Source organism: Pseudomonas sp. NPDC089741 (genome assembly GCF_044748825.1).
Taxonomy (GTDB): Bacteria; Pseudomonadota; Gammaproteobacteria; order Pseudomonadales; family Pseudomonadaceae; genus Aquipseudomonas; species Aquipseudomonas helmanticensis.
In genome coordinates this window covers 15763-37778 of record NZ_JBIVGT010000020.1, presented here as the reverse complement: position 1 = coordinate 37778, position 22016 = coordinate 15763, and the positions used below count along the sequence as shown (strand labels likewise).

15 protein-coding genes and 1 pseudogene are annotated in these 22016 nt (G+C 60.6%); 6 read left to right on the top strand and 10 right to left on the bottom strand.

Annotated features, from left to right (window positions below; all coding sequences use genetic code 11):
* Positions 1-103: 103 nt before the first annotated feature.
* From ACIPZE_RS18790 to cbiE, 10 genes and pseudogenes are all read right to left on the bottom strand, one after another.
* Positions 104-1483: a PepSY-associated TM helix domain-containing protein gene (locus ACIPZE_RS18790; protein WP_400774520.1), complete on the bottom strand. Its 1380-nt coding sequence runs from the start codon at positions 1481-1483 to the stop codon at positions 104-106.
* Between the two features lie 100 nt (positions 1484-1583).
* Positions 1584-3704: a TonB-dependent copper receptor gene (locus ACIPZE_RS18785; RefSeq protein ID WP_400774517.1), complete on the bottom strand. Its 2121-nt coding sequence runs from the start codon at positions 3702-3704 to the stop codon at positions 1584-1586.
* Positions 3705-3788: 84 nt separating this feature from the next.
* Positions 3789-4235: a DUF2946 domain-containing protein gene (locus ACIPZE_RS18780; protein ID WP_400774514.1), complete on the bottom strand. Its 447-nt coding sequence runs from the start codon at positions 4233-4235 to the stop codon at positions 3789-3791.
* Positions 4236-4256: 21 nt separating this feature from the next.
* Positions 4257-4736, bottom strand: coding sequence for a copper chaperone PCu(A)C (locus tag ACIPZE_RS18775; protein ID WP_400774511.1), 480 nt, complete (start codon positions 4734-4736; stop codon positions 4257-4259).
* A 48-nt stretch (positions 4737-4784) separates the two neighbouring features.
* Positions 4785-5183 carry a DUF2946 domain-containing protein gene (locus ACIPZE_RS18770; protein WP_400774509.1) on the bottom strand — a complete coding sequence of 133 codons (399 nt, stop codon included), beginning with the start codon at positions 5181-5183 and terminating at the stop codon, positions 4785-4787.
* 112 nt (positions 5184-5295) lie between these two features.
* Positions 5296-5619, bottom strand: a complete 324-nt coding sequence (locus ACIPZE_RS18765) for a DNA-binding protein (RefSeq protein ID WP_008078139.1) — start codon at positions 5617-5619, stop codon at positions 5296-5298.
* 3 nt (positions 5620-5622) lie between these two features.
* Positions 5623-5957 (bottom strand): annotated as a pseudogene (locus tag ACIPZE_RS18760) (type II toxin-antitoxin system RelE/ParE family toxin).
* A gap of 56 nt (positions 5958-6013) precedes the next feature.
* Complete coding sequence (locus ACIPZE_RS18755) at positions 6014-6739, bottom strand: cobalt-precorrin-6A reductase (protein WP_400774508.1); 726 nt, start codon at positions 6737-6739, stop codon at positions 6014-6016.
* Complete coding sequence (locus tag ACIPZE_RS18750) at positions 6736-7833, bottom strand: cobalt-precorrin-5B (C(1))-methyltransferase (protein ID WP_400774506.1); 1098 nt, start codon at positions 7831-7833, stop codon at positions 6736-6738. Before ACIPZE_RS18750 ends, ACIPZE_RS18755 begins: the two co-directional genes overlap by 4 nt.
* A complete protein-coding gene (gene cbiE, locus ACIPZE_RS18745; RefSeq protein WP_400774503.1) occupies positions 7826-9037 on the bottom strand; it encodes a precorrin-6y C5,15-methyltransferase (decarboxylating) subunit CbiE in 1212 nt (403 codons plus the stop codon). The genes ACIPZE_RS18750 and cbiE overlap by 8 nt, the downstream gene beginning before the upstream one ends.
* A gap of 270 nt (positions 9038-9307) precedes the next feature.
* On the opposite strand from cbiE, the gene ACIPZE_RS18740 reads away from it, so the two are divergent.
* The 6 genes from ACIPZE_RS18740 (at position 9308) to ACIPZE_RS18715 (ending at position 21935) form a co-directional block, all read left to right on the top strand.
* The gene (locus ACIPZE_RS18740) at positions 9308-9946 is read left to right on the top strand and encodes a hypothetical protein (RefSeq protein WP_283437862.1); all 639 of its coding nucleotides are present in this window, start codon (positions 9308-9310) and stop codon (positions 9944-9946) included.
* Positions 9947-10105: 159 nt separating this feature from the next.
* Complete coding sequence (cobG, locus tag ACIPZE_RS18735) at positions 10106-11404, top strand: precorrin-3B synthase (RefSeq protein ID WP_283437861.1); 1299 nt, start codon at positions 10106-10108, stop codon at positions 11402-11404.
* Entirely contained in the window at positions 11397-12023 is a 627-nt protein-coding gene (locus ACIPZE_RS18730) for a precorrin-8X methylmutase (RefSeq protein ID WP_064388739.1), read from the top strand. Before cobG ends, ACIPZE_RS18730 begins: the two co-directional genes overlap by 8 nt.
* The gene (locus ACIPZE_RS18725; RefSeq protein ID WP_400774499.1) at positions 12020-12754 is read left to right on the top strand and encodes a precorrin-2 C(20)-methyltransferase; all 735 of its coding nucleotides are present in this window, start codon (positions 12020-12022) and stop codon (positions 12752-12754) included. The genes ACIPZE_RS18730 and ACIPZE_RS18725 overlap by 4 nt, the downstream gene beginning before the upstream one ends.
* Positions 12754-14454, top strand: coding sequence for a precorrin-3B C(17)-methyltransferase (gene cobJ, locus ACIPZE_RS18720; protein ID WP_283437860.1), 1701 nt, complete (start codon positions 12754-12756; stop codon positions 14452-14454). Before ACIPZE_RS18725 ends, cobJ begins: the two co-directional genes overlap by 1 nt.
* A gap of 407 nt (positions 14455-14861) precedes the next feature.
* Positions 14862-21935: a TcdA/TcdB pore-forming domain-containing protein gene (locus ACIPZE_RS18715; protein WP_400774496.1), complete on the top strand. Its 7074-nt coding sequence runs from the start codon at positions 14862-14864 to the stop codon at positions 21933-21935.
* The last annotated feature ends 81 nt before the right edge of the window (positions 21936-22016 follow it).

Sequence of the window (22016 nt, the reverse complement as noted above, 5' to 3'; positions counted from 1 at the left end):
AACACCCCCTGTAGGAGCTGCCGCAGACTGCGATCTTTTGATGTTGTTTTTCAAGATCAAGATCAAAGGATCGCAGCCTGCGGCAGCTCCTAAATGGGGTAGATCAGGATGAGGTCGAGGCGGACTCGGTTTGCCTGCTCAGGCGCGACAGCAGCAGGCGATCCAGCAACCACACCACCAGCAGCGAAGCGCCCACCAGCGGAAATACAACCGCCAGCGCGAGCATGATCACCACGCCGGTTTTCCACTTCGGCAGGTCATGGCGCAGCGGCGGCACGCCGAACTTGCCTTGTGGTCGGCGCTTCCACCAGATCACCACGCCGCTGACGGCACTGAGCAGAATCATCAGGCAGATCAGCAGCACGACAATCTGGTTGAAGGTGCCGAACATCTTGCCTTCGTGGAGCATCACGCCAATTTCCGTGGCGCGAGCAACGGTACCGTATTGCTCGAAACGCACATCGGCGAGGACCTTGCCGGTGTACTGATCGACGTGCAGGGTCGCATCGTTGCGCGGGTCATCGGCGAACACGGCGATGGTGAACACACCGGTGGCGGTGGTTGGCAGGGTGATGCTGTAGCCGGGTTCGACCTTGCGCCCCGTAGCGATGTTCTGCACGTTTTGCAGGCTGATGATTGGTGCTGCCGGGCCTGCATTGGCGCCGCCGTGGGCCATGTGCTCGGCGTGATCGCCGGACACCGGCATCGGCGTGTTTTCCATCGCCCATGGCACGGTCTGGCGCGTGGCGCTGTTAAGGGTTCGCGCTTCGACGTCAGAGGTCGGTACGTTGTCCCACATCGCCGCCGGGAAGACGTTCCACACTTGCGCGTATTGCTTGCCCCAGAAACCGGTCCAGGTCATGCCGCTGAGCAACATCACCAGCAGCAATGTCGCGCCCCAGAACCCGGTGACTGCGTGCAGATCCCGCCACAGCACGCGGCCACGGCTGTTCAGCCGTGGCCACAGAATGCCGGCGGCCTGACCGCGCGGCCACCACAGGAACAGCCCGGACACCACCAGCACCACGCCCCAGCCGGCGGCCATTTCGATCAGACGGTCACCGACAGTGCCGATCATCAGTTCGCCGTGGATGGCGCGGGCGATGGCTTGCAGGTTCTGCTTGGCATCCTGCTCGCCGAGGATGTCGCCGTGGTACGGATCGACGAATACGTTGAGTTCGTGGCCGGCGTTTTTCACCACGAATTGCGCGCTGCGTTCAGCATTGACCGGCGGCAGGTATTGCGTGACCTGACCTTGTGGATAAGCGCTTTTTACCCGTTGCAGCAAGTCATCGGCCGAGACGGTGTGATGACCGGCGGGGACGTTGAGCAGGCTGCTGTACATCAGTGAATCGAGCTGCGGTTTGAACAGGTAAATGATGCCGGTCAGGGCCAGCATCACCATGAAGGGGGCGACAAATAGACCGGCGTAAAAATGCCAACGCCAGGCCAGGTTGTAGAAGTTCGGTTTGGGCTGTTTCATCACGTGTGCTCCGCTGGGCGAATTTTTTAGATCAAGAGATCGCAGCCTTCGGCAGCTCCTACAGGGGTACATGCGGGCTGCGATCTTTTGACTTTTTTTGTTAGAAACTCATGTCGACCTTGGTCCAGAGCGTGCGCCCCGGTTCATTGATCGCTTGCGGGTCGTTGGCCGGGTAGCCGAAGCCGGCGTTGCCCGCCAGGTTCAGGTGTTCGGCGTAAGCCTTGCCGAACAGGTTGTCGACGCCGCTGCTGACCTTCCAGTTCTTGTTGATCCGATAGGCACCGTTGAGGGAGAACACGCCGAAGCCCGAACTCTTGTCGTAATCCTTGCCGACCACGTTGCCCTTGTTCTGATCAATACGGTTTTGCGCGGCAACCACCCTCCACAGTGCACCGGCGCTCCAGTTGTCTTCGCTGTAGGTCAGGCCGAAACGCGCGTCCAGCGGCGGCATCTGCGGCAGAGCCTTGCCGTCGCTGCTGTTCTTGCCCCAGGCGTAGGCCAGGGTCGCGTCGGCTTTCCAGTGGTCGGTGAGTCTGTACGCGGCACCGAGTTCACCGCCCATGATTCGCGCGTCGATGTTCTCCGCGCGCGAGGTGCTCATGCCTATCATTGCGGGCGTGTAGTCGAAGAGGATGTAGTCGCGGACCACGCCGATGTAACCCGAGGCCCAGGCTTCGAGGTCGGCGTTCTTGTAGTTCACGCCGAAATCGAACTGGGTGGTCTTTTCCGGTTTGATCGAATCGAACGCATTGACCGATCCCGCCGGGCCAGACTTGGGCGAAAACAATTCCCAGTAATCGGGGAAGCGCTGCGCGTGACCCAAACCTGCATAGAGTGTGGTCGGGCTGTCGGCGAGGTCATGCTCGTAGCGGATAAAACCGCTGGGCAGGGTGTCGGCACGGGTATCGTCGGCGGTCGGGTTGGGGCGGGACATCATTCCCGAGCCGGTGGTTTGCCGGTAATCCTTGGCTGAAGCGCGGTCGACGCGGGCACCAATGATCAGCCGGTCACGGTCGGCGGCATACCAGGTCATTTCGCTGAACACGCCGTAGTTATGGAAATCGGCGTCCTTGTTGTACGGCTGATCCTTGTAGGTGTCGATGCCCATGCCACTGCGTTGACGGTGTTCGTTGGTCTGCGCGTCGAGGCCGGTGATCAGTTGGATATCGGCCCAACGCCAGGTCGCTTTGAGCCGCGCGCCGAGGGTGCGGCGGTCGACGTTGGAGGCCATGGGCCCGGCCATCATGCCGGTGCCGGACGGCGTGCGCAGGGTGTAATTGTCCATCACGTGGTCGGCGTAGTTGTAGTAGACCTGCGCTTCGAGCTTCTCCAGCACGTCGGTGATGTTGGATTTTTCGAAGCGCAGGCCGAGGCTTTCACGCAAGAACTGCGAGCCGTCCATGCCGCGCCCGGCGTAGCGGGCTTCGCCGTCGCCCTTGCCGGCGGTGAGTTCGATCAGGGTGTCGGCGTCCGGGGTCCAGCCGAGCGCGACGTCACCGTTCCACTTGTCGTAGCGCGAGGCGACGATGTCGTTGTTGCCGTCGCGGTAATCGTCGGAATGCGCGGTGTTGCCGATCACTCTTGCGTAACCCAGTGGCCCACCGGCAGCGGCGTCGACGACCTTGTCGAAGCGTCCGTGGGATCCGGCCAGCACGCTGGCGTTTACGCGGGTGCCGAGCTCACCGAAGCTTTCCGGCTCGCGATCGAACAGCACCGTGCCAGCTGATGCGCCCGGGCCGTAAAGCACGGTTTGCGGGCCTTTGATCACCGTGAGTTTGTCGTAGGTTTCCGGCGAGATGTACGAGGTCGGTGCGTCCATGCGGCCGGGGCAGGCACCAAGCATCATGCTGCCGTTGGTGAGGATGTTCAGGCGCGAGCCGAACATCCCGCGCAGCACCGGATCACCGTTGGTGCCGCCATTGCGCACCAGCGCAAAACCCGGAATGGTCTTCAGATAATCGCCGCCGTCACTGGCCGGCACGGGTTGGCGCGGATCTTTTGGATTAGTGACGATGGTCAGCGGCGAGCTCGGCGCAATCGCGGTGATCACCGTCGGGCTCAGTTCTTCGTTGTGGCCGGTGTGATCATCGGCCAGTACCAGCGGCGATAACAGGACGCCGCAAAGGACGGCGGTAGCGTGCCTGAAACGAATGCGCGATTCGTTCAAAGCGAAGGATGCCGGGGCACAGCCCGAGCGTGGAACAGCAGAAAACCTGGACATGACAATTTCCATCAAACAGTCGTAAACGACACGGCCGGCAGCCTGAAGCTGTCTTCTCAACCGTGTGCAATCAAAGGTGCGTGTTTACGTTGCGATGGGTGGGGCGCGGGTGCGGGCGCCGGGGAAGAAGGTCTGCCGGGCGTGGCCCAGGCGCGGCGAGGGTGGGGTGAAGGTGTTGACGTGGGTGATGCTGAATGTGGCGAAGTCACCACCACCGGTCAGCGCCGGGCAGTTGAACAGCAGGCTGCAATAGCCGCACTTTTCCCATAGCACGTGGTGCGAAGACTGCGGCGGACAGTGTTCGGCGCTCGGTTTCGCGTCATGCCCGGAATGATCCATGCCCGGCATGTCCATCGACATGTCCATGCTCATCGGCATCGATGTCGAGGCGTGTTGATCCATCGGCATCGACTGAGAAATCAGCGGGCCGATGAAGATCATCAACATGGCGAACAGGGCGATCCAGCTGCCGCGGGTCAGGTGTTGAGTCTGACAGCGTTGCACGGATGGCCTGGCGCTCAGCGGGCGCATGGGCGGATTCTGCCGGAAGGCTTACTGAGCGTGCGCGTGGGCCTGCGTGGTTTTCGGCGGTTTCTTCTGCACCGAGACTTCGACGGTGACGTCACCGGCCTTCTCGAAATGCAGGGTCAGCGGGAAGCTTTTGCCGTCGCTGAGCAGGCTGCGATCGCTCGGGTTGAGCAACATCACGTGATAGGCCATCGGCGCAAACGTCACGTTGCCGCCGGCCGGGATTTCCACGCTCGGCACTTGCTGCATCTTCATCAGATCGCCCTGCATCACGTGTTCGTGCAATTGCGCTTCGGGGGCAATCGGCGAGTCGACGCTGAGCAGGCGGTCGGCGGTTTGGCCGGCGTTGTGAATGACGAAATAGGCGGCGACGGTTGGCGCATTCGGCGGCAATTCTTGCGACCACGGGTGGGCGATCTCAAGTTGGCCCGCCTTGTATTCGTGGGCATGGGCAAAGCACGCCGGCAACAGCAGCGCAGCGACGACGATGAGTTTGTTCAACATGGCAGTTCTCCAGAACGATTTGAAACGCAGGTCAATTGCGCGAACAAATCAAACCAGAGGCGAGGCGCGGGGATTGAGGCTTGGCCATTGCTGGCGTGGAGTGGGTGTTTGCAACGAGGCGGGCGCGACGCTGCGATTGCTTTCGTAGCGGGCGAAGTACAACTGCGGCGAATGCCCCGGCAGCGCCACCAATGGCGCAGAGCCTGAGCAACACCAGCAATGCTGCATGTTCGAATGCGTGTCTTTGAGCGGAGCTTTCTGATCGGTGGCGCCGATGTTGATCGCCACCATCTTCGTGCCGCTGCCGGTGCAGAAGCTGCTCCAGAGCAATTGTTCGACCGGTGAACTGGCCGCCTGCGCCATCGCCCCGGTCATCGGCATGGCGAGCATGTTGAACAGCACTGCAAAGCAGGCGATCCAGGCAAATGCTAACCGGTGTCGGTTCATGGGACAGATCCATTGGGTGGGCGATCAGGCGCGGCTATTTAGCCTGATCAGGGCCGATAAGTAAAAAAGCGTCGTGCGGTTTGGTGTTGCAGCGAACTCGTCAATTACTCACTCAATTCGCGGGTACGGCATGAACTTGCATATCTACACCAAGCGTAGCGCGGATTACCGAAAATATTTTGGCCAGGTTATCCATGCTCGGATTGCCTTTGGCTGAAAGCATTCGATGCAAGCTTTTACTCGGCTTTTCGGTCTCCCTTGCGAGCTCTTCAAAGCCGACAGTCGCATTGACGAGATCGCGCAGAATTATTCTGGCCATTTCTGGCTCACCATTCAGGAACAGAGTCGCGGCCTCATCCAGTAATGCTTGAGCAAACTCCGGATCACGTTGGGCGCGTTCTGCGATTGAATGTTTGTAGCTACGAGTGAGAACCATCAATTACCTCCGGTTCTGTTCAGCTTTTTTTCGAATTCGGAATTCGGCTATCAAGGCTTTCGCTGTTTGATGTCTTTCTTTTGAGTCGATTTGTCGCCGCCACCAAACAATATGATCAGACGTTTTCCTTCTTGTATGAAGTAGATCCGGTACCCTGGACCCCAATTGATTTTGTATTCACCTAAGCCATCGAACCATTTGATATTGGAAGTATTGCCCAATTCCAACCTGACCATGGCATTTGAGACCTTCAGTGCCGCCTGCACGCTCAAAGTGGAGATCCACCGACCAAATGGGCTTGATTCGTCTTCTTGTAGATATTCTTCGAGTGTGATCACGGTCAGCCCTGAAGGTAACAAATAGGTTACTTATCATGCAAGCTGTGGATCTTGCCTTATGAGATGAACTCCGCCAACGCAGCAACTGTTTCTTGACGCGACAGAAACTCCCGATCAACCCCCGGCAACCCCGGGCGCTTCAACACAAGCACCGGCACCCCACGCTCGCGGGCCACTTCCAGCTTCGGCTCGGTCGCGGTGCTGCCGCTGTTCTTGCTGATCAGCACATCGATCTGCCGCCGTTCGAACAACACGCGCTCATCCTCAAGCACAAACGGCCCGCGTGCGCCGATGACTTCGCAGCGTTCGTTGCCGGGATAAACGTCGAGCGCGCGCAGGGTCCAGAACTGCTCGGCGGGGATTTCGTCGAGGTGCTGCAACGGTTCGCGGCCCAAGGTGAACAGCGGGCGCCGGAACGGTTTCAACGCGGTGATGAGTTCGGCCCAGTCGCTGACCTCGCGCCAGTCATCACCCGGTTGCGGCTGCCACGCCGGACGGCGCAAGGTCCAGCAAGGGATGCCGGTCAGTTGCGCCGCGCTGGCGGCGTTGTGGCTGATTTGCGCCGCGTAGGGGTGCGTGGCATCAAGCAGCAGATCAATGCGTTCGTCGCGAATAAACTGCGCCAGACCGCCGGCGCCACCGTAGCCGCCGACACGCACCTGACAGGTCAGATCTGTCGGCACCCGGCCAACGCCGGCGAGGCTGTAGACATGTTGCGGCCCAAGCGTACGGGCGATCGCCAGTGCTTCCGTGACGCCGCCCAGCAGTAAAATGCGCTTCATGCGAAACCTCCGGCCTGCCCGACAATCCCGCCCTGACGATCAATCGCAAACACCTCGACCTGCACCTGCGCGGGCACCACGCTGCGGGCGAAATTCAGGGCATGGCGGCAGACTTCATCGCCGAGCGCGATTCCCGCCGCACTGGCCATCGCCAATGCCTGCTGACTGGTATTGGCCTCACGAATGCCTTGCTGCAACGCCTCATCCGCGCCAATTGCCGCCGCCCATTCGGCCAATTGCGGCAAGTCGATACTCGAGTGCCGTGAATGCAGATCCATGTGCCCGGCCGCCAGTTTGCTGATCTTGCCGAAGCCGCCGCACAGACTGAGTTTATCCACAGGCACTTTGCGCAAGTGCTTGAGCACCGCGCCGACGAAGTCGCCCATCTCGATCAGGGCGATTTCCGGCAGGTCGTAGACCCGGCGCATGGTGTCTTCGCTGGCGTTGCCGGTGCAGGCGGCGATGTGCAGGTAACCGTTGGTTTTCGCCACATCGATGCCCTGATGGATCGAGGCAATGTACGCCGCGCAGGAGAACGGCCGGACGATGCCGCTGGTGCCGAGGATCGACAGGCCACCAAGAATGCCCAGCCGCGGGTTCATGGTTTTCAGTGCCAGCACTTCGCCGCCCTCGACGTTGATCGTGACGTCGAAGCCGCCGCCATAGCCGGTTTCCTCGGCGAGCAGGTTCAGGTGATCGCAGATCATCTTGCGCGGCACCGGGTTGATCGCCGGTTCACCCACACCCAATACCAGCCCGGGCCGGGTCACGGTGCCAACGCCGGCACCGGCCTTGAACCGAATTCCCGGTTCGCTCACCAGCCGCACCCGCGAATAGAGCAGGGCGCCGTGGGTCACATCGGGGTCGTCGCCGGCATCCTTGATGGTTCCGGCTTCGGCACCGTCGTCGGTCAGGCGGCAGAATTCCAGACGCATCTGCACCTGCTTGCCTTTGGGCAGGACGATCTGCACGGCATCGGCCGACTGTCCGCCGAGCAACAGGCGCGCTGCCGCAAGGCTGGTGGCGGTGGCGCAACTGCCGGTGGTCAGGCCGCTGCGCAGGGGCGCGGGTTGTTCGGCGGTTTCATCACGCATCGAGAGGTTTGACCAGATCGAGCAAGGTGATCGGCAGCGCCTGGCGCCAGGTGTCGAACTCGCCCAGCGGCTGGGCCTGAGCGATATGAATACGCGTCAGTTCGCCGCCATGGCGTTCGCGCCAATGCATCAGGGCGAGTTCGCTTTGCAGGGTCACGGCGTTGGCGATCAGTCGGCCCCCGGGCTTGAGCTGTTCCCAACAGGTTTCAAACACACCTTCGCGAGTCACGCCGCCGCCGATGAAGATCGCGTCCGGGCGCTCCAGTCCGGCGAGGACCTGTGGCGCACGACCGCGAACCAGTTGCAGGCCGGGTACGCCCAGCGCGTCGCGGTTGTATTCGATCAACTGCTGGCGGCCGTCATCGGCTTCGATTGCCAGCGCTCGGCAACTGGGATGCGCACGCATCCATTCGATGCCGATCGAGCCGCAACCGCCGCCCACATCCCACAGCAGTTCACCGGGTGTCGGCGCGAGGCGGGCGAGGGTGATCGCGCGCACATCGCGTTTGGTCAACTGGCCGTCGTGCTTGAATGCCGAGTCGGGCAATCCGGCAAGTCGCGACAGGCGCGGCGCCTGCACATCGGCCAGGCATTCGATGGCGATCACATTCAGATCGGCAATTGGCGGGTCGTTCCAGTGATTTGCGGTGCTGTCGATACGCCGTTCGGCTGCGCCGCCCAAGTGCTCCAGAACGCTGATGCGACTGCCGCCAAAACCGCGCTCGCGCAACAACGCCGCGACCGCCGCAGGACTCTGCCCGTCATTGCTCAGCAGCAACAGGCGCACACCGCTGAACAGTTGCGCATTGAGCGCCGACAGCGGTCGGGCTACCAGCGACAGAGTCACGACTTCTTGCAACGGCCAGCCGAGGCGGGCTGCAGCCAGCGAGCAGGAAGATGGCGTTGGCAGAATCAGCATCTGCGCGCTCGGCACTTGCCGCGCAAGGTTCGCACCGACGCCGTAAAACATCGGATCGCCGCTGGCGAGCACACAGACAGCTTCGCCGCGCCTCTCCAGTACCGGGGCAAGGGAAAACGGGCTCGGCCACAATTCGCGTTCACCACGAATGCACACCGGCAGCAGGTCCAGTTGACGTTGGCCACCGATGATCCGCGAAGCATTGATCAGGGCGCGCCGGGCATTTTTACCCAGGCCCTTGAAGCCGTCTTCACCGATTCCCACAACCGTCAGCCAGGGTGTCATGCCGTTCCTCAATCTCGTGCGCCCGTTCAAGCGGCGCATGATAGCGCGGCTTCTGTCGTCTGGTGCTGCTGGCTTGTCGCAGGTGTTGCCAACGGTTGACATGCCATGTGGTAGAAAAATGATTGGCAGAGCAAGCGTTTTTGTTATTTTGATATTTGATCAAGTTGCCCGTTACAACCAAGCAAACTTGGTAAACCGATAGATGATTATTAAATGGATTAATACTTTGCACGCCATACGGGCGTCGCTTACCAGGATGAAAAAATAAACATGGATGATATAAAACATAATGCGACACTGGTCGGCGATATATTGCTGACTGGAAGTCAGGGGCAGAGTTACGAGGATTATCAGTTCGCGTTGAACTGTGCTTATTTGGCAAAACGTCAGGCGGATACCACTTACAACAGTGTGATCCAGCCAGGACGCTGGACCGATTATTTTACTGATGTGCTTTGGTCGCATGGCTGGAACCGCGATCATCAGCCGATCGAGCATGTTCAGACGCAGTTCAATGGCAGCGTGCGACAGGTCTGGTTTCAACTTGCATCGCCGCTGCTCAGTCGAGAGCAGGTGACTGGGGTTGACCAAGGGTTGGCGAAACTGGAACGTGACGTGGGGTTGCTGAAAAAGATCAAGGGCACCAGTGGCAAGCCTTTCGATTTCAAGGTCATACCGCTCAGCTATAACGCCAACGGCGATCTGGAACTGGTGATCAGCAATATCCGCTTCATCAAGTCGAGTCTCAACACCAGTTACTTTTTCTGGGACGTGTCGCAATCCATGACTCAGCTGGATGTTGTGGCGCGAAAGGTGGTGATCAGCCGCCGGGTCATGGACGCTCGCCGCCTGAGCGTGGGCAAGGCGCTGGAGGGGCTCAAATTCAATTTCGCCGCTGTCCCGATCTGACTTGCACGGGGTAAAGCGCTTTTTATCCTGCGCCGTGCACCCCCACGCAGTTTCCGACCGGCAGGCATTTTCATGCACTTGGGCAAAGCAGGCATAATGGCGACCTTTCGCCCACCACGGCGCTGCCAGCCAGACGGCCATCCCTTGAACGAACGCCCGATGTCCACCGCTCTACGCCCCTCGGCTTGTCCGGGGTTGCGGCGTATTGTCCAGGCGCTGGACGGCGGTATCTGCCGGATCAAGCTCAATGGTGGGTCGATCACTGCCGATCAGGCTGACGCGGTAGCCGATGCCTCCGAGCGTTTCGCCGGGGGCTTGATCGAGGCGACCAACCGCGCCAATCTGCAGATCCGCGGTATCGGCGAGCAGTCTGAGGCATTGATCGACAGCCTGCTGGCCGCCGGCCTCGGGCCGCAAACCGCGCAGGGCGACGATGTACGCAATCTGATGCTCAGCCCCAGTGCCGGGATCGATCGGCAGCAGCAATTCGATACCCGGTCACTGGCCGAACAGATTCTTGCGACCCTGCAATCTCACCCGCGGTTTCACCAGTTGAGCGCCAAGTTCGCCGTGCAACTCGATGGCGGTGAGGCATTGGCGATGCTTGAGCATCCGCATGACTTGTGGCTGTCGGCGTTCGAACGTGACGGTGAAGTATTGTTGGCGTTTGGTCTGGCCGGATGCCCGACCGACCGTGCAACTGGCGCCGTGCCCTTGGAAAACGGCCATGCTCTGGTCGTCGCGGTGCTGGAATTGTTCCTTGAACTGGCACGGCCGGAGCAGGCGCGCATGCGCCAGTTGCTCGATGAAATGTCGACGCCAACGTTCCTCGAACATTTGCACAAACGCCTGCCGATAACCGCTTTGTGCGATTGGCAACGAACGCCCGCAATCGATGCGCTGCACATCGGTGTTCACCCGCAAGGCACGGTGGATCGGGTGTACATCGGCGCGGTGCCAGCGCTCGGCCGTCTTGATCCGGCGATGCTTCACGGGGTGGCCCGACTGGCCCGTGAGTTCGGCGATGGCAGCCTGCGCTTCACACCTTGGCAAAGTGTGTTGCTACCGAACGTGAAGCACACCGACGCCGCGCAAGTGCTGCAGAAACTGGGACAATTGCAGTTGCGCACCGATCCGGACGAGGCGCTATCGCGGCTGATCGCCTGCACCGGATCCAGCGGCTGCGGCAAAGGCCTTGCCGATACCAAACACGACGCCCGGCTGTTGGCGACACTGTTGCCACAAGCGCAGGGCGTGCACCTGTCCGCATGCCCGCGCTCTTGCGCCGCTGCCCATCGCACACCGGTGACGTTGCTGGCGGTCAGCCCGGGCCACTACGACCTCTATTTTCGCGATGCAGCACTGCCGGGTTTCGGCGCGCTGCACGCACGCAACCTTACTATTGAAGCGGCCGCGACCCTGCTCGACGCCCGCTCACGGAGCCCCCTTGATGCTTGATTACATTCGCGACGGTCAGGAGATCTATCGCAACTCCTTCGCGATCATTCGCAGCGAGGCCAATCTGGCGCGCATTCCGGCCGATCTGGAAAAACTCGCAGTGCGGGTGATCCACGCCTGCGGCATGGTCGAGGCGGTCGACGGTCTGCAATTTTCCGCAGGCGCGGGCAAGGCCGGGCGCGATGCGCTGGCGGCCGGTGCGCCGATCCTCTGTGATGCGCGGATGGTCTCCGAGGGCGTGACCCGTGCGCGCCTGCCGGCGAACAACGAGGTGATCTGCACCCTGCGCGACGATAGCGTGCCGGAACTGGCACGAGAGTTGGGCAACACCCGGTCGGCGGCGGCGCTGGAGCTATGGCGTCCGCACCTGGAAGGCAGCGTTGTGGTGATCGGCAACGCGCCGACCGCACTGTTTTATCTGCTTGAAATGCTCGACGCCGGCGCCCCGAAGCCTGCGCTGATCCTCGGTTTCCCAGTGGGTTTTGTCGGTGCCGCCGAATCGAAAGCGGCGCTGGCGGCAGATAGCCGTGGCGTGCCGTTTGTGATCATGCAAGGCCGTCTTGGCGGCAGTGCCATGGCCGCTGCAGCAGTGAATGCCCTCGCCACGGAGATCGAATGATGCAGGCAAAAGGACGTTTGATCGGCCTTGGCGTCGGCCCCGGTGATCCCGAGCTGATTACCGTAAAGGCCCTGCGCCTGCTGCGTGAATCGCCGGTGGTCGCGTACTTCGTCGCCAAAGGCAAAAAGGGTAATGCCTTCGGCATCATCGAGGCGCACTTGCAGGACGCGCAGAATCTGCTGCCGCTGGTGTACCCGGTGACCACTGAAGTGCTGCCGGCACCGTTGTCCTATGAACAGGTGATCAGTGATTTCTACGACGCCGCCGCCGAAGAGGTCGCGGCACATCTGGACGCAGGGCGCGATGTCGCGGTGATCTGTGAAGGCGATCCGTTCTTCTACGGTTCCTACATGTATTTGCACGACCGCCTCGCCACACGTTACGAAGCGCAAGTGGTGCCGGGTGTATGTTCGATGCTCGGTGGCGCGTCGGTGCTCGGTGCGCCGCTGGTGTATCGCAATCAGAGCCTGTCGGTGCTCTCCGGCGTGTTGCCGCATGACGATCTGAAGCGGCGTCTGGCCGATGCCGACGCGGCGGTGATCATGAAACTGGGGCGCAACTTTCCCAAGGTCCGTGCAGTGCTGGAAGAACTTGGCCTCGCTGAGCGCGCGCTGTATGTCGAGCGCGCGACGATGGCCAATCAGAAGATTGTGCCGCTGGATCAGGTCGAGCCGATGTCTTCGCCGTACTTCTCGCTGATTATCGTCCCGGGCGAACGGTGGCAAGGCTGATGACTCAATCGACACCGGCCATTGTCATTCTCGGACAGGGCGCGCTGGCCACTGCGCGCAATATTCAACTGCTGTATCCGGCAGCACAGATCCATGGTCTCGCTGGCCGTGTTGAGGGCGCCGATTGCACGTATCAGGAATTCGGCGCGACCCTGCGTGAGTTGTATCGGCAGGAAACGCCAATCATCGCCCTGTGCGCTGCCGGCATTATCATTCGAACCCTGGCGCCGCTGCTGCTGGAGAAAGGCGCCGAACCTGCGGTACTTGCCGTTGCTGAAGACGGCAGCGCCGTGGTGCCGCTGCTCGGCGGCCTCGGCGGGGTGAACGTCATGGCCCGCCAGATCGCTGCCGGGCTGCAAGTGGCGGCGGCGATTACCACCAGTGGTGAACTGCGCTTCGGCACCTGCCTGCTCAATCCTCCCGAAGGTTATGCGCTGGGCGATCTGGAACTGGGCAAGCGTTTTGTCTCGGATCTGCTGGCCGGGCACAGCGTGCGCATTGAAGGCGCGGCGCCGTGGCTGGATCAGGCGCAGTTGGCGGAAGATCCGCAGGCGCAGCGCTCGATCCATGTCGGCAGTGCCGAGCGTGCCGCGAGTGCCAATGAGTTGCTGATCTACCCGCAGAGTGTGGCGGTAGCAGTAGTTGCCGACGTGGCGGATCTGCCGAACGCCGTTCGTGCCGCTTTGCAACAGGCCAAAGTCGCCGTGCAATCGCTGGCGTGCCTGGTGGCGGCCGACAGCGAAATGGCTTCGGCGCATTTGCGTGAAGCGGCGCTTGAACTCGGTGTGCCGCTGCGCTTTGTCGCGGCGCCAGCTGACGTTGTTGCGCTGGCGCAGACTGCGCTGCCTCAGGCCAAGGTCGTCACCGCCAACCACCTGGCGATGGTGATTGGCGAACAACCCTTGGATGTTTCGAGCATCGGCCACCCGCGCGGTCGTCTGGCCGTCATCGGCCTCGGCCCGGGCGCTGCCGAATTGATGGTGCCAGCGGTAAAAGCCGAACTGGCGCGAGCCACCGATGTGCTCGGCTACGAAACCTATGTGCGTATGGCTGGCCCGTTCCGCGACGATCAGGTGCAACACTGCACCGACAACCGCGAAGAGATGCAGCGCGCGCGACATGCCTTCCGGCTGGCGGCCGAGGGCCGTTCAGTGATCGTGGTGTCTTCGGGTGATCCCGGCGTGTTCGCCATGGCCGCGGCAGTGCTTGAGGCTCTGCACGAGTCGGACGACCCGGCGTGGCACAGCGTCGAGCTGGAAATCCTCCCGGGTGTCTCGGCCTCGCTCGCGACGGCGGCTCAGGCGGGTGCACCGCTGGGGCATGACTTCTGTGTGATGTCGCTGTCGGACAACCTCAAACCGTGGTCAATCATCGAAAAGCGCCTGGACCTCGCCGCCGAGGCCGATCTGGCGCTGGCCTTCTACAATCCGATTTCGCGAGCGCGTCCATGGCAATTGGGACGTGCGCTGGAAATTGTCGCGCAACATCGTGTCGCCGCAACACCGGTGGTGCTGGGGCGCGACATCGGCCGGCCGGGGCAAACCCTGCGGGTGACGACGCTGGGGCAATTGACTCCGGATCAGGTCGACATGCGCACCATGGTGCTGATCGGCTCCTCGACCACTTGTACTTTCCCCAAGGCTGAAGGTGGCGAGTGGGTGTACACGCCGCGCTGGTACGGCGAAAAACCACAGTCCTGAGCAGTTGGCGAGGGAGTCGGCTCCCTCGCCACGCCCGCGTCCCGTGAGCATTGCTGCCGGTTTGCCCGTGTCGTATTTATCGACAGTCCCTGTACGATTTGCTCCTCCTGGTTGTGGGAGCTTTCCTGTTACTTATATTTTGTCCGACTTATCTTGAATCCAGATAGATAGAAACAAAGAGTCAGGCTGGTTGGTTTTGTGCCTTGGTTGATTTTGTTGGGTTGTATCTATGTTTTGGGCAATGCCTGGTTACTTTTGCAGGTGTAAATAGTTGTTTTAAAGTTGCCGGTCTTGACATGTATTGAAAGTCTTGAAGTTTGAGTGTTTGTTTTCCAGTCGTTAGTTTGACCGATATGCAGGTGCCAGCGGGCACTCATGAAATCGGTCAGGGTAAAGAAGGAACTTTCATGCAGGATCAACGACCGCAAGATGCTAGTGGCTATGTCAACTTTATCAACTTGTTCAAGCAGGCGGATCTGGAACAGGCAATGCTGTCGCACAAAGACAGTGACTCTTATCAGTCTGTGTGGCGTTATTACTTTGCCTGTGTCGCCTTACTCGATTCCCCGCGTCTGATCGAGCCGCTGGCATTGCTCAAGCAGTCCCTGGGTCTGTTGATCGGACTGCCTAGCGTACGTCGATCCATCCAGGAGGGGGCACAACCGGCGGAGGCACAACCGAAGGACACTTTGACACGTATCCACGACGATATTCAGGCCTTCGAAAGCCGCCTGAAAAACACCCTTGCCTATGAGAAAAGTGCCGCAACGGCGGTTGCGAAGAATATGCACTTTGTCTGGCTGGGTGGCGGTCTTGGCGCGATCCAGCATGACTATCTCAACGTGTGGAAACAGGTGATGAACGGACAGGGCTATCACCTCTATCTCTGGTACGACAGTGATGCTTTGCTGGCCTGGCAAACCAATACGCTGATCGTCGAGGCGGCCAAGGCTGATGCGATGCAGCACGGCGGCAGCGCAAAGGTTTCCGAAGCCGAACTGGGCACGCTGTACGAGGAACGGGCGATTGCTCTGAAGCAGCAGATGTTTATGCACATCAACGCGGCGCGGGAACAGGGGATGTCTGCCGATGAAGCGCGGGTCGACCTTTTGACTCGCGCCTACGGCCAGGACGCCGCACATCTGGAGGCGCTGATCGAGCAAAACCGCCGCAGCCTGCTGGAGCTGGCGGGAAACGATCTGCAGTTGCGCGATCTGCATGACCTCGACACGCCGCTGCTATTGCAGGACATCTATGATCGCGAGACCCGGCTTCGCGGTAATCTGGCTGCCGCCTCCGATGTGGTCCGTGCCGAAGCTTTGTACAACGAGGGGGGCGGATATGCCGATGTCGATAACCTGCCTCCGCTGGTCAGGACCCTGGGTGGCGTCGACATCAGCACGTTCGGCGGTGATGCGCGCCTTGGCGTCCTGCAACTGATGCTCGACCACAACCCGCACTGGATGCCGGGACGCCAGGCACGGCGCGACGGATACACCGACTATCTGGGGCAAATTCCCGAGGAACACCGCGCCGCGCTGGAAGCCTTTGCCCGGCAACAACCGGCGCTCAACGAGGTGTTCCAGGCTCCGGCCGAACTGCTCGTACGGCCACAGGCATTGCGCGCCGTTTCCGTGCAGAGCACGTTGAGCAACTCCTTTCTGGCGGCTCATGCGCAATCGCCGATGCTCAAAAGCGTGCTCGAGCGGTTTCGCTTCAATTACCAGCTCATCGACCAGACGGCCCGATTGGCAGAGACACGCGGCGTTGCCTTGAGCGATTTCGACAACATGTCAGTGCTGTCGCGTGAGGTCCTCGAGCAGGCCTACGGTTCTTTCGCCGACCTGTCGATGAGCGAAGATGTGGCGGCCAGCTATCTGGCTTTGGCAGCTGCGGGCTACTACAGCGACGGTATACGTGCGCAGAGCGAATGGACAATCTATTTGACCGGTCCGGCAGCGATGCGCGATGGCATGGCCGATTACCACCGGCACAACTTCGTCCCGCGAGAAGAAGAAAGGCTGCGCCTGGAGGCGGCCATCGAATCGCTCTGGGTGGTCAACGACAAGACCGAGGAGGAGCAGGATCACTCCTGGAAAGACAATGCCAGCGATGTCGAGCAATGGGTCATCGACGAGCAGCAGCGCTGGCGGGAAGGGCAATTCAGCGCGCGTTATAACGGCGATATCACAGCGCTGCTCACACAGCAGACCGTGTTGTTCGAGGAAGGCTGGCCGGTCGTCGAGGGCCGGCCGGTGTTGTTGGTGGATGTCCTGCAACGAATGATGGACAGGCTCGGTGAGCCTTTTGTGGCTGCGATGCGGCGAGGCCATAACGGCCCGCTGGTTTTTCCGTCAGGCCTCGGTCTCGGTTTCGATGATCGCGAGGCTATAAAGGCTCAGCCCATTGACCTGCGAGCACCTGCGTCGCTCGGCGATGCGCAGACTCAGGGGCTGACGCTGGATGAAGTGCTGAGCGCGATTGCCGAGGGGACACTGCAGTTTTTTCAGGTCAGTGCCTTGCAACGGGCGCTGCTGGGCCAACTGCTGGGCGTGCGTTCACTGGATAACCCTAGCCTGAGCCTGGTGGCTGCCGAACTCGATAACCTGGCCAACAGCGTTGCTGAGGTAGGAGCTTGGGCACGTTATGCGGCGATTGAACGTCATCTTTATCAGCAGCGTTCACCGGCGTTCATGGCCGGTCTCGCCCATTATGCCGATCAACCGACGGTATCGTCGGACAGCGCTCTGACGTTGAAACGAACGGCGCTGGCGCAGGCGCACACGCTGTTTCAGTGGGGGCGGCATGTCGCCCGTATCCAAGAGGTGGCCACGCGAGAACATCGTGAGCAGGTGATCCTGCAACTCGGTCAGGTACTGGGTCAGATCGAGGCCAGTGACGTCAAGCTTGTGCCCCAGGATCTGTTGCTCATCGGGCCGGGAGATCCCGGTGCTCGCTGTTATCCGCTGGCGCTGATCATGAGCGCCGCTCTGCAGCACGGCGTCGCGGCGTCACGAAGATTGCGCGAGCGTTTCTTCCTGGCGTCCGCCGAGCCGCAACAAAGCGATTCGGCGGTATTTCTGCAAGCGCTTGAGGAGTTGCGCGGCGTGCAGTTGCACGAAGTCGGCAGCCCCTTGGGACGCGTTGATCTACAGCAACTCGTCGCCACGCTTGAGGCATACGGGAGCACTTGCACGCTGATGCTCAACTCTGACAACCATGCCATGCTGGTGGCGAAAACCTTCGATGACGGGTTGTCAACCTATCACTTCTACGATCCCAATTTCGGCGTGTTCGAGTTCCGTCACCCAGACCTGTTCTTGCGTGCATTGAACGATTTTTTTCAGAAGCAGGGCCTGGCGAAATACTATGCGGCCTATGGCGACGAAGGGCATCCGACATTTGATCTGATCGAACTGGAAGGGCACAAGATAGCGGCCCTGGACCTGTCCGGCGGACTTCGTGTCAGGCAACTGCTGGAGTCCGACAATGTGCTACCGGAGTATTCGGGACGCCCGATACGGCAGCGTCTGAACAGCGCGCGCGGTCAGTCGCTGGTCAGCAATGCGCATCTGGGACGCAGTCTGCGCGATCTTGACAGTCATTGGTGGGGGCAACAGATTGCCCACGCGACTGATGCGTTGCAGGCGTTGCACACCTCGGTGACACCATTGGTGCCCTTGTTCGAAACCCTCAAGATAAGCTCCGGAGGGGAGTATCTGATCAGCCTGATCGATCCATTGCGCAGCGAGCATGTGGTCCAGGTGACCAGCTCGGACCATCGGCTGTTGAGGATCAGAAACTATCTGTCGGAGCAGTTCTCGACCCTGGGCACCAAGCCTACGCCGGCATTGTCCGAGGCTGGCGCCGTTCACACCCTCAATACCGGATTCACGATCCAGGCATTGATGAACGCCTTGCGCGGACGGGAAGGGGACGACCGCACGTTGACCACCGCGGTGCGGCTGCATGCCTACGTGAACTACGCCCAGTTGGCACATGGCAATGTCACGGACGTTGCCGGCCTGATCAGCCTGGTGAAAACCGCATTGAATGAAGAGAAGGTCATCGCTCGTACCTGTGCTCCGGTGGTGGGCGAGGCGTTGGGCCATGTGGTCAACGAAGGTGTGGGTGCGGTGCTTGGGCTGGCTAATGTCGGTTTCGACATTTACCAATTGGCGACGGCGGACAACGAGATCGAGCGGGCGCAATTCGGCACGCAACTGGCCTTTGACTCCGCCAGTCTGGCATTGACCGCCGGCGGTCTCGGTGCGGCAACTGCGGGCGCCGCAACCGCCGCTGCAGTGTTGGGCGGCGCGGGCGTGATCCTCGGCGGTCTGGCTGTCGGAGTCGCGGCGCTGGCTCAGGGTTTTGCCAACATCGCGCAGCAGGCTAAGGCGGTAGGGCAGTTTTTCGACAATCTGGAGCGCGCCTATCGGGGGGTGGGTTATCGCTACGACGACGCTCTGGATAGCTGGGTTGCAGATCCTGCGCTGATTGTGCAAAGCCTGGATTTCAACCGCTCAACCCTGACCCTGGACAGCCCTAAGCTGTATCGACTACGCGACCATTTCGGCGTGCCGGATTTCGATCCGGACTATCAGAAAGCACTCAATCTTCAACGCGAGCTGGGGCTGCCCCGCACCATCAGGCGCGCGCTGCCGGCTGGGCAACTGGTGGTGCTGCCATGCACGCCACAAACCTGTTACGGCTATGAATACAAAGCCTTGCCTTTTTCCAGCTGGAGCCACGACACGGGGTTCGATACAGCGCGGCGTCTGGAAAGAAAGGATCGGGAGGGGCAGTGGCAGTTTCTGTTTACCTTCTATTCGTTTCCCTCTCACTACATCGTCAATCGCCTGGCACCGGCGTATCGGCCAACCGAGATCGAGATTCGGCTCGACGCCAATGAACGTGCGCTGGCAGTGCCGATGGTGCCTGCGGTGTGGCACGAGTTGTTGTCTTACCGGATTGAAGGAGCGGGGGCATCCTGCTCACTGATCCTCAATCGCGGGATCGACCTTGAACTGCAATCGCCGAGCTTGCAGTTGTGCCGCTGGAACCTGGTAGCGACCTGGGCCACCGAGCGGGATGTACGGGTATTGGTCGGTGGGGCGATCATCATCGGTGGCGTCAAGGTGACGCTATCCGGCAAGGGGCGGCACGAGGTCTTGATCCGGCTGGCCGACCGGCAGTTGTACAAGGTTGATCGCGCCCTTGGCCAGTTGCTGATTCTGGAGCAGACCGCACCCGCCGGCGCGGACGAACCGAGCTTGCTCCAGCACTATCAGTCACTGGTAGGCGAGCACCGGCTGGTACTGCCTTACACACCTCTGCACAACTTTCTGATCCCGTTCGAGTCCGCCCGGCAACCGCGTTACACCACTGCCTGGTACGACGCGGCCGGGGAACGTTTTCTGTACATCCGCAATGAGCAAGTGTTGCAGGCCGATGAAGCTTTGCTGGCAGCGGTCGTCGGCGATTCGGCGTTCTTTTACGAACCACAGAACTATGTAATCTGGCAGGTCGATACCGTCAGCGGCCTGCTGCGGTTCTGCTATCGATTGCTGGTGATGCGCGGGCAGTGCAGCATCCGCCGAATCGACGTCGACGATCATGGCGTGATTCATATCGAACAACAGTGGATAGACCCTGATCAGAAACCCACGCAATTCAACTACCTGTTGCATGACGGCCAATTGCAGCTCACCTCCGTCACCCATGACATGGATCGCGAATTGGGCGAAAGGGTTTTTGCCCGGCAGACGCTGACGCACTGGTCGCAGGTGCTTGGTGACTATGTGCCGTTGTCGACAGCCCCCGAGCGCGATGGCGTCGTCACGCTCGACTGGCAACCGGCTGCTTACGTTTCAGTCTGCTGGGCGTTCGATCCGGGCAAGCGCGATCTGGTCTGGATTCGCAGCCGTGATCGCCTGTGCATTCATCCGTTTATTGCGTCCGGGCATATCCGTGGCTGGCAGGACTCGATCAGTAAGCTAGCCGATCTGCTGTTGTTGCCGGCAAATGATCAGCAGAGCCAATATTTCATTTACGACAGGGCAGCGCAGAAGCTATGCCGAGTGCAACGACGCCTGTCCGACGAAAATCAGCGCTGGCCGGCGCAGTGGAGCCATCATTGGGTGGAACCTGCCGGACTCCGGGACGTAGTGGCGGTCGAGGGTGGTTATCTGGCGCTGACCGATGAGGGGTTGTTCTTCAATCTGACCGCGGAGGGTGAAGTGCGTCTGGGCGGGCTGAGCGAGCGCTGGCTCAATGGCCGGACACAGTGGTGGCTGGCGTTGGAGGCGCTGGCGCAGAAGTATCCGGTGAGCAGCTTCGCCATTCTCGGCGTGCGCAACGCCAGCGGTGATCGCAGCCTGTGCGCCTGGTACCTGGACAATCGCTTGTTGCTGTGCGATCCGGGCCACGACAAAGAAGTGCGTTTGCTCGGGGTTACGCCAGACAACCAGGCCGCGTGGCTGCTGGACGTTAGCAGCGGTGAGATCTTGAGTCAGACATTTTTCGATAGCCGGCAACTCGAACAGGCTTTTGGCCACGGCCAAAAATTATTGGCGAGGGACTTGTTACCGGCACCGCAGGCCGAGTGGGACGATTGGCGGTTCAGCGGTGTAACCAATGAAGGCTCCGCCTTGCGTGGCACGTCGGTGGAAGGTGTGTCTCTGCAATTGCGTTACCAGGAGACGGAGCTCGTCATTGGCGTCGACCACCGCTGGGCAAACGCGCATGCCGACCATCTGCTCGAGTCGCTGCAAGCGTTGCTGGAGACCTCCGGGCATGGCGAATTCATCACTGTGGAATCCGCGGCTGGCGTCCGGCAATGGTATGACGTGGCCAACGCGCGGATGATTCGAGTCGCCAGTCAAGACCTGCCTAGTGATTGCGAACTGCTCGGCACCTGCCGTGACAGTGTGCTGTTGCACGAGCCCCGGGAACAGCGCGTTTCGATCTATCCCGGTCACCATAGCGTCGGACCTTTCGATTATGTGCAGCGCAATGCCGAGGTACTCGTGGTCGAGGGGCAGAACAAGGTCAGCGACCTGCTGCCGCTGCTCGCCGATGACGTAAGCCGTCTGGTTTTACGCATGGGGCAGGGCGGCGTGAGCTATCACTTGTCAAAAGCCAGCTGGCTGCGACTGGACTTCGTCATTGTCGATTGCCGGCCAGGACCTGGAGAGCGGTCGGCGATTCCCGGCAAGTTGATCTGGGCAGTCGATGCACCGGGAAAACTGCAACTGTCGGTGGTTGGCGAGCATTTGCTGGTTGTCGATCCCGATCGCCAGCACAGCCTGATCCTGCGCGAAGTGTGCTCGGCCGATCCGGCGCTGCGAGGCGACGTCTTTCTGGGGTTTGAGGGGCAGAACTCCTATCCGGTTTCCAGACTGGTGCAGGGGTTGCAGAGTGTTCCAAATGCCCAAACCGGTGCGACGCTCGAGCAGTTATTGCGTGTAGTACCGGCTTGAGAAACGAATGGAAGTTTCTCGATAGTTGTTAATTGTTTGTAAGCTGGCGCAATTGATTGGCGAGTAGAAGGCGCGCGAAAA

Bases quoted from the DNA above. Each gene is read 5' to 3' on its own strand.
- ACIPZE_RS18790 (WP_400774520.1), bottom strand. From the start codon at position 1,483: ATGAAACAGCCCAAACCGAACTTCTACAACCTGGCCTGGCGTTGGCAT.
- ACIPZE_RS18785 (WP_400774517.1), bottom strand. From the start codon at position 3,704: ATGTCCAGGTTTTCTGCTGTTCCACGCTCGGGCTGTGCCCCGGCATCC.
- ACIPZE_RS18780 (WP_400774514.1), bottom strand. From the start codon at position 4,235: ATGCGCCCGCTGAGCGCCAGGCCATCCGTGCAACGCTGTCAGACTCAA.
- ACIPZE_RS18775 (WP_400774511.1), bottom strand. From the start codon at position 4,736: ATGTTGAACAAACTCATCGTCGTCGCTGCGCTGCTGTTGCCGGCGTGC.
- ACIPZE_RS18770 (WP_400774509.1), bottom strand. From the start codon at position 5,183: ATGAACCGACACCGGTTAGCATTTGCCTGGATCGCCTGCTTTGCAGTG.
- ACIPZE_RS18765 (WP_008078139.1), bottom strand. From the start codon at position 5,619: ATGGTTCTCACTCGTAGCTACAAACATTCAATCGCAGAACGCGCCCAA.
- ACIPZE_RS18755 (WP_400774508.1), bottom strand. From the start codon at position 6,739: ATGAAGCGCATTTTACTGCTGGGCGGCGTCACGGAAGCACTGGCGATC.
- ACIPZE_RS18750 (WP_400774506.1), bottom strand. From the start codon at position 7,833: ATGCGTGATGAAACCGCCGAACAACCCGCGCCCCTGCGCAGCGGCCTG.
- cbiE (WP_400774503.1), bottom strand. From the start codon at position 9,037: ATGACACCCTGGCTGACGGTTGTGGGAATCGGTGAAGACGGCTTCAAG.
- ACIPZE_RS18740 (WP_283437862.1), top strand. From the start codon at position 9,308: ATGGATGATATAAAACATAATGCGACACTGGTCGGCGATATATTGCTG.
- cobG (WP_283437861.1), top strand. From the start codon at position 10,106: ATGTCCACCGCTCTACGCCCCTCGGCTTGTCCGGGGTTGCGGCGTATT.
- ACIPZE_RS18730 (WP_064388739.1), top strand. From the start codon at position 11,397: ATGCTTGATTACATTCGCGACGGTCAGGAGATCTATCGCAACTCCTTC.
- ACIPZE_RS18725 (WP_400774499.1), top strand. From the start codon at position 12,020: ATGATGCAGGCAAAAGGACGTTTGATCGGCCTTGGCGTCGGCCCCGGT.
- cobJ (WP_283437860.1), top strand. From the start codon at position 12,754: ATGACTCAATCGACACCGGCCATTGTCATTCTCGGACAGGGCGCGCTG.
- ACIPZE_RS18715 (WP_400774496.1), top strand. From the start codon at position 14,862: ATGCAGGATCAACGACCGCAAGATGCTAGTGGCTATGTCAACTTTATC.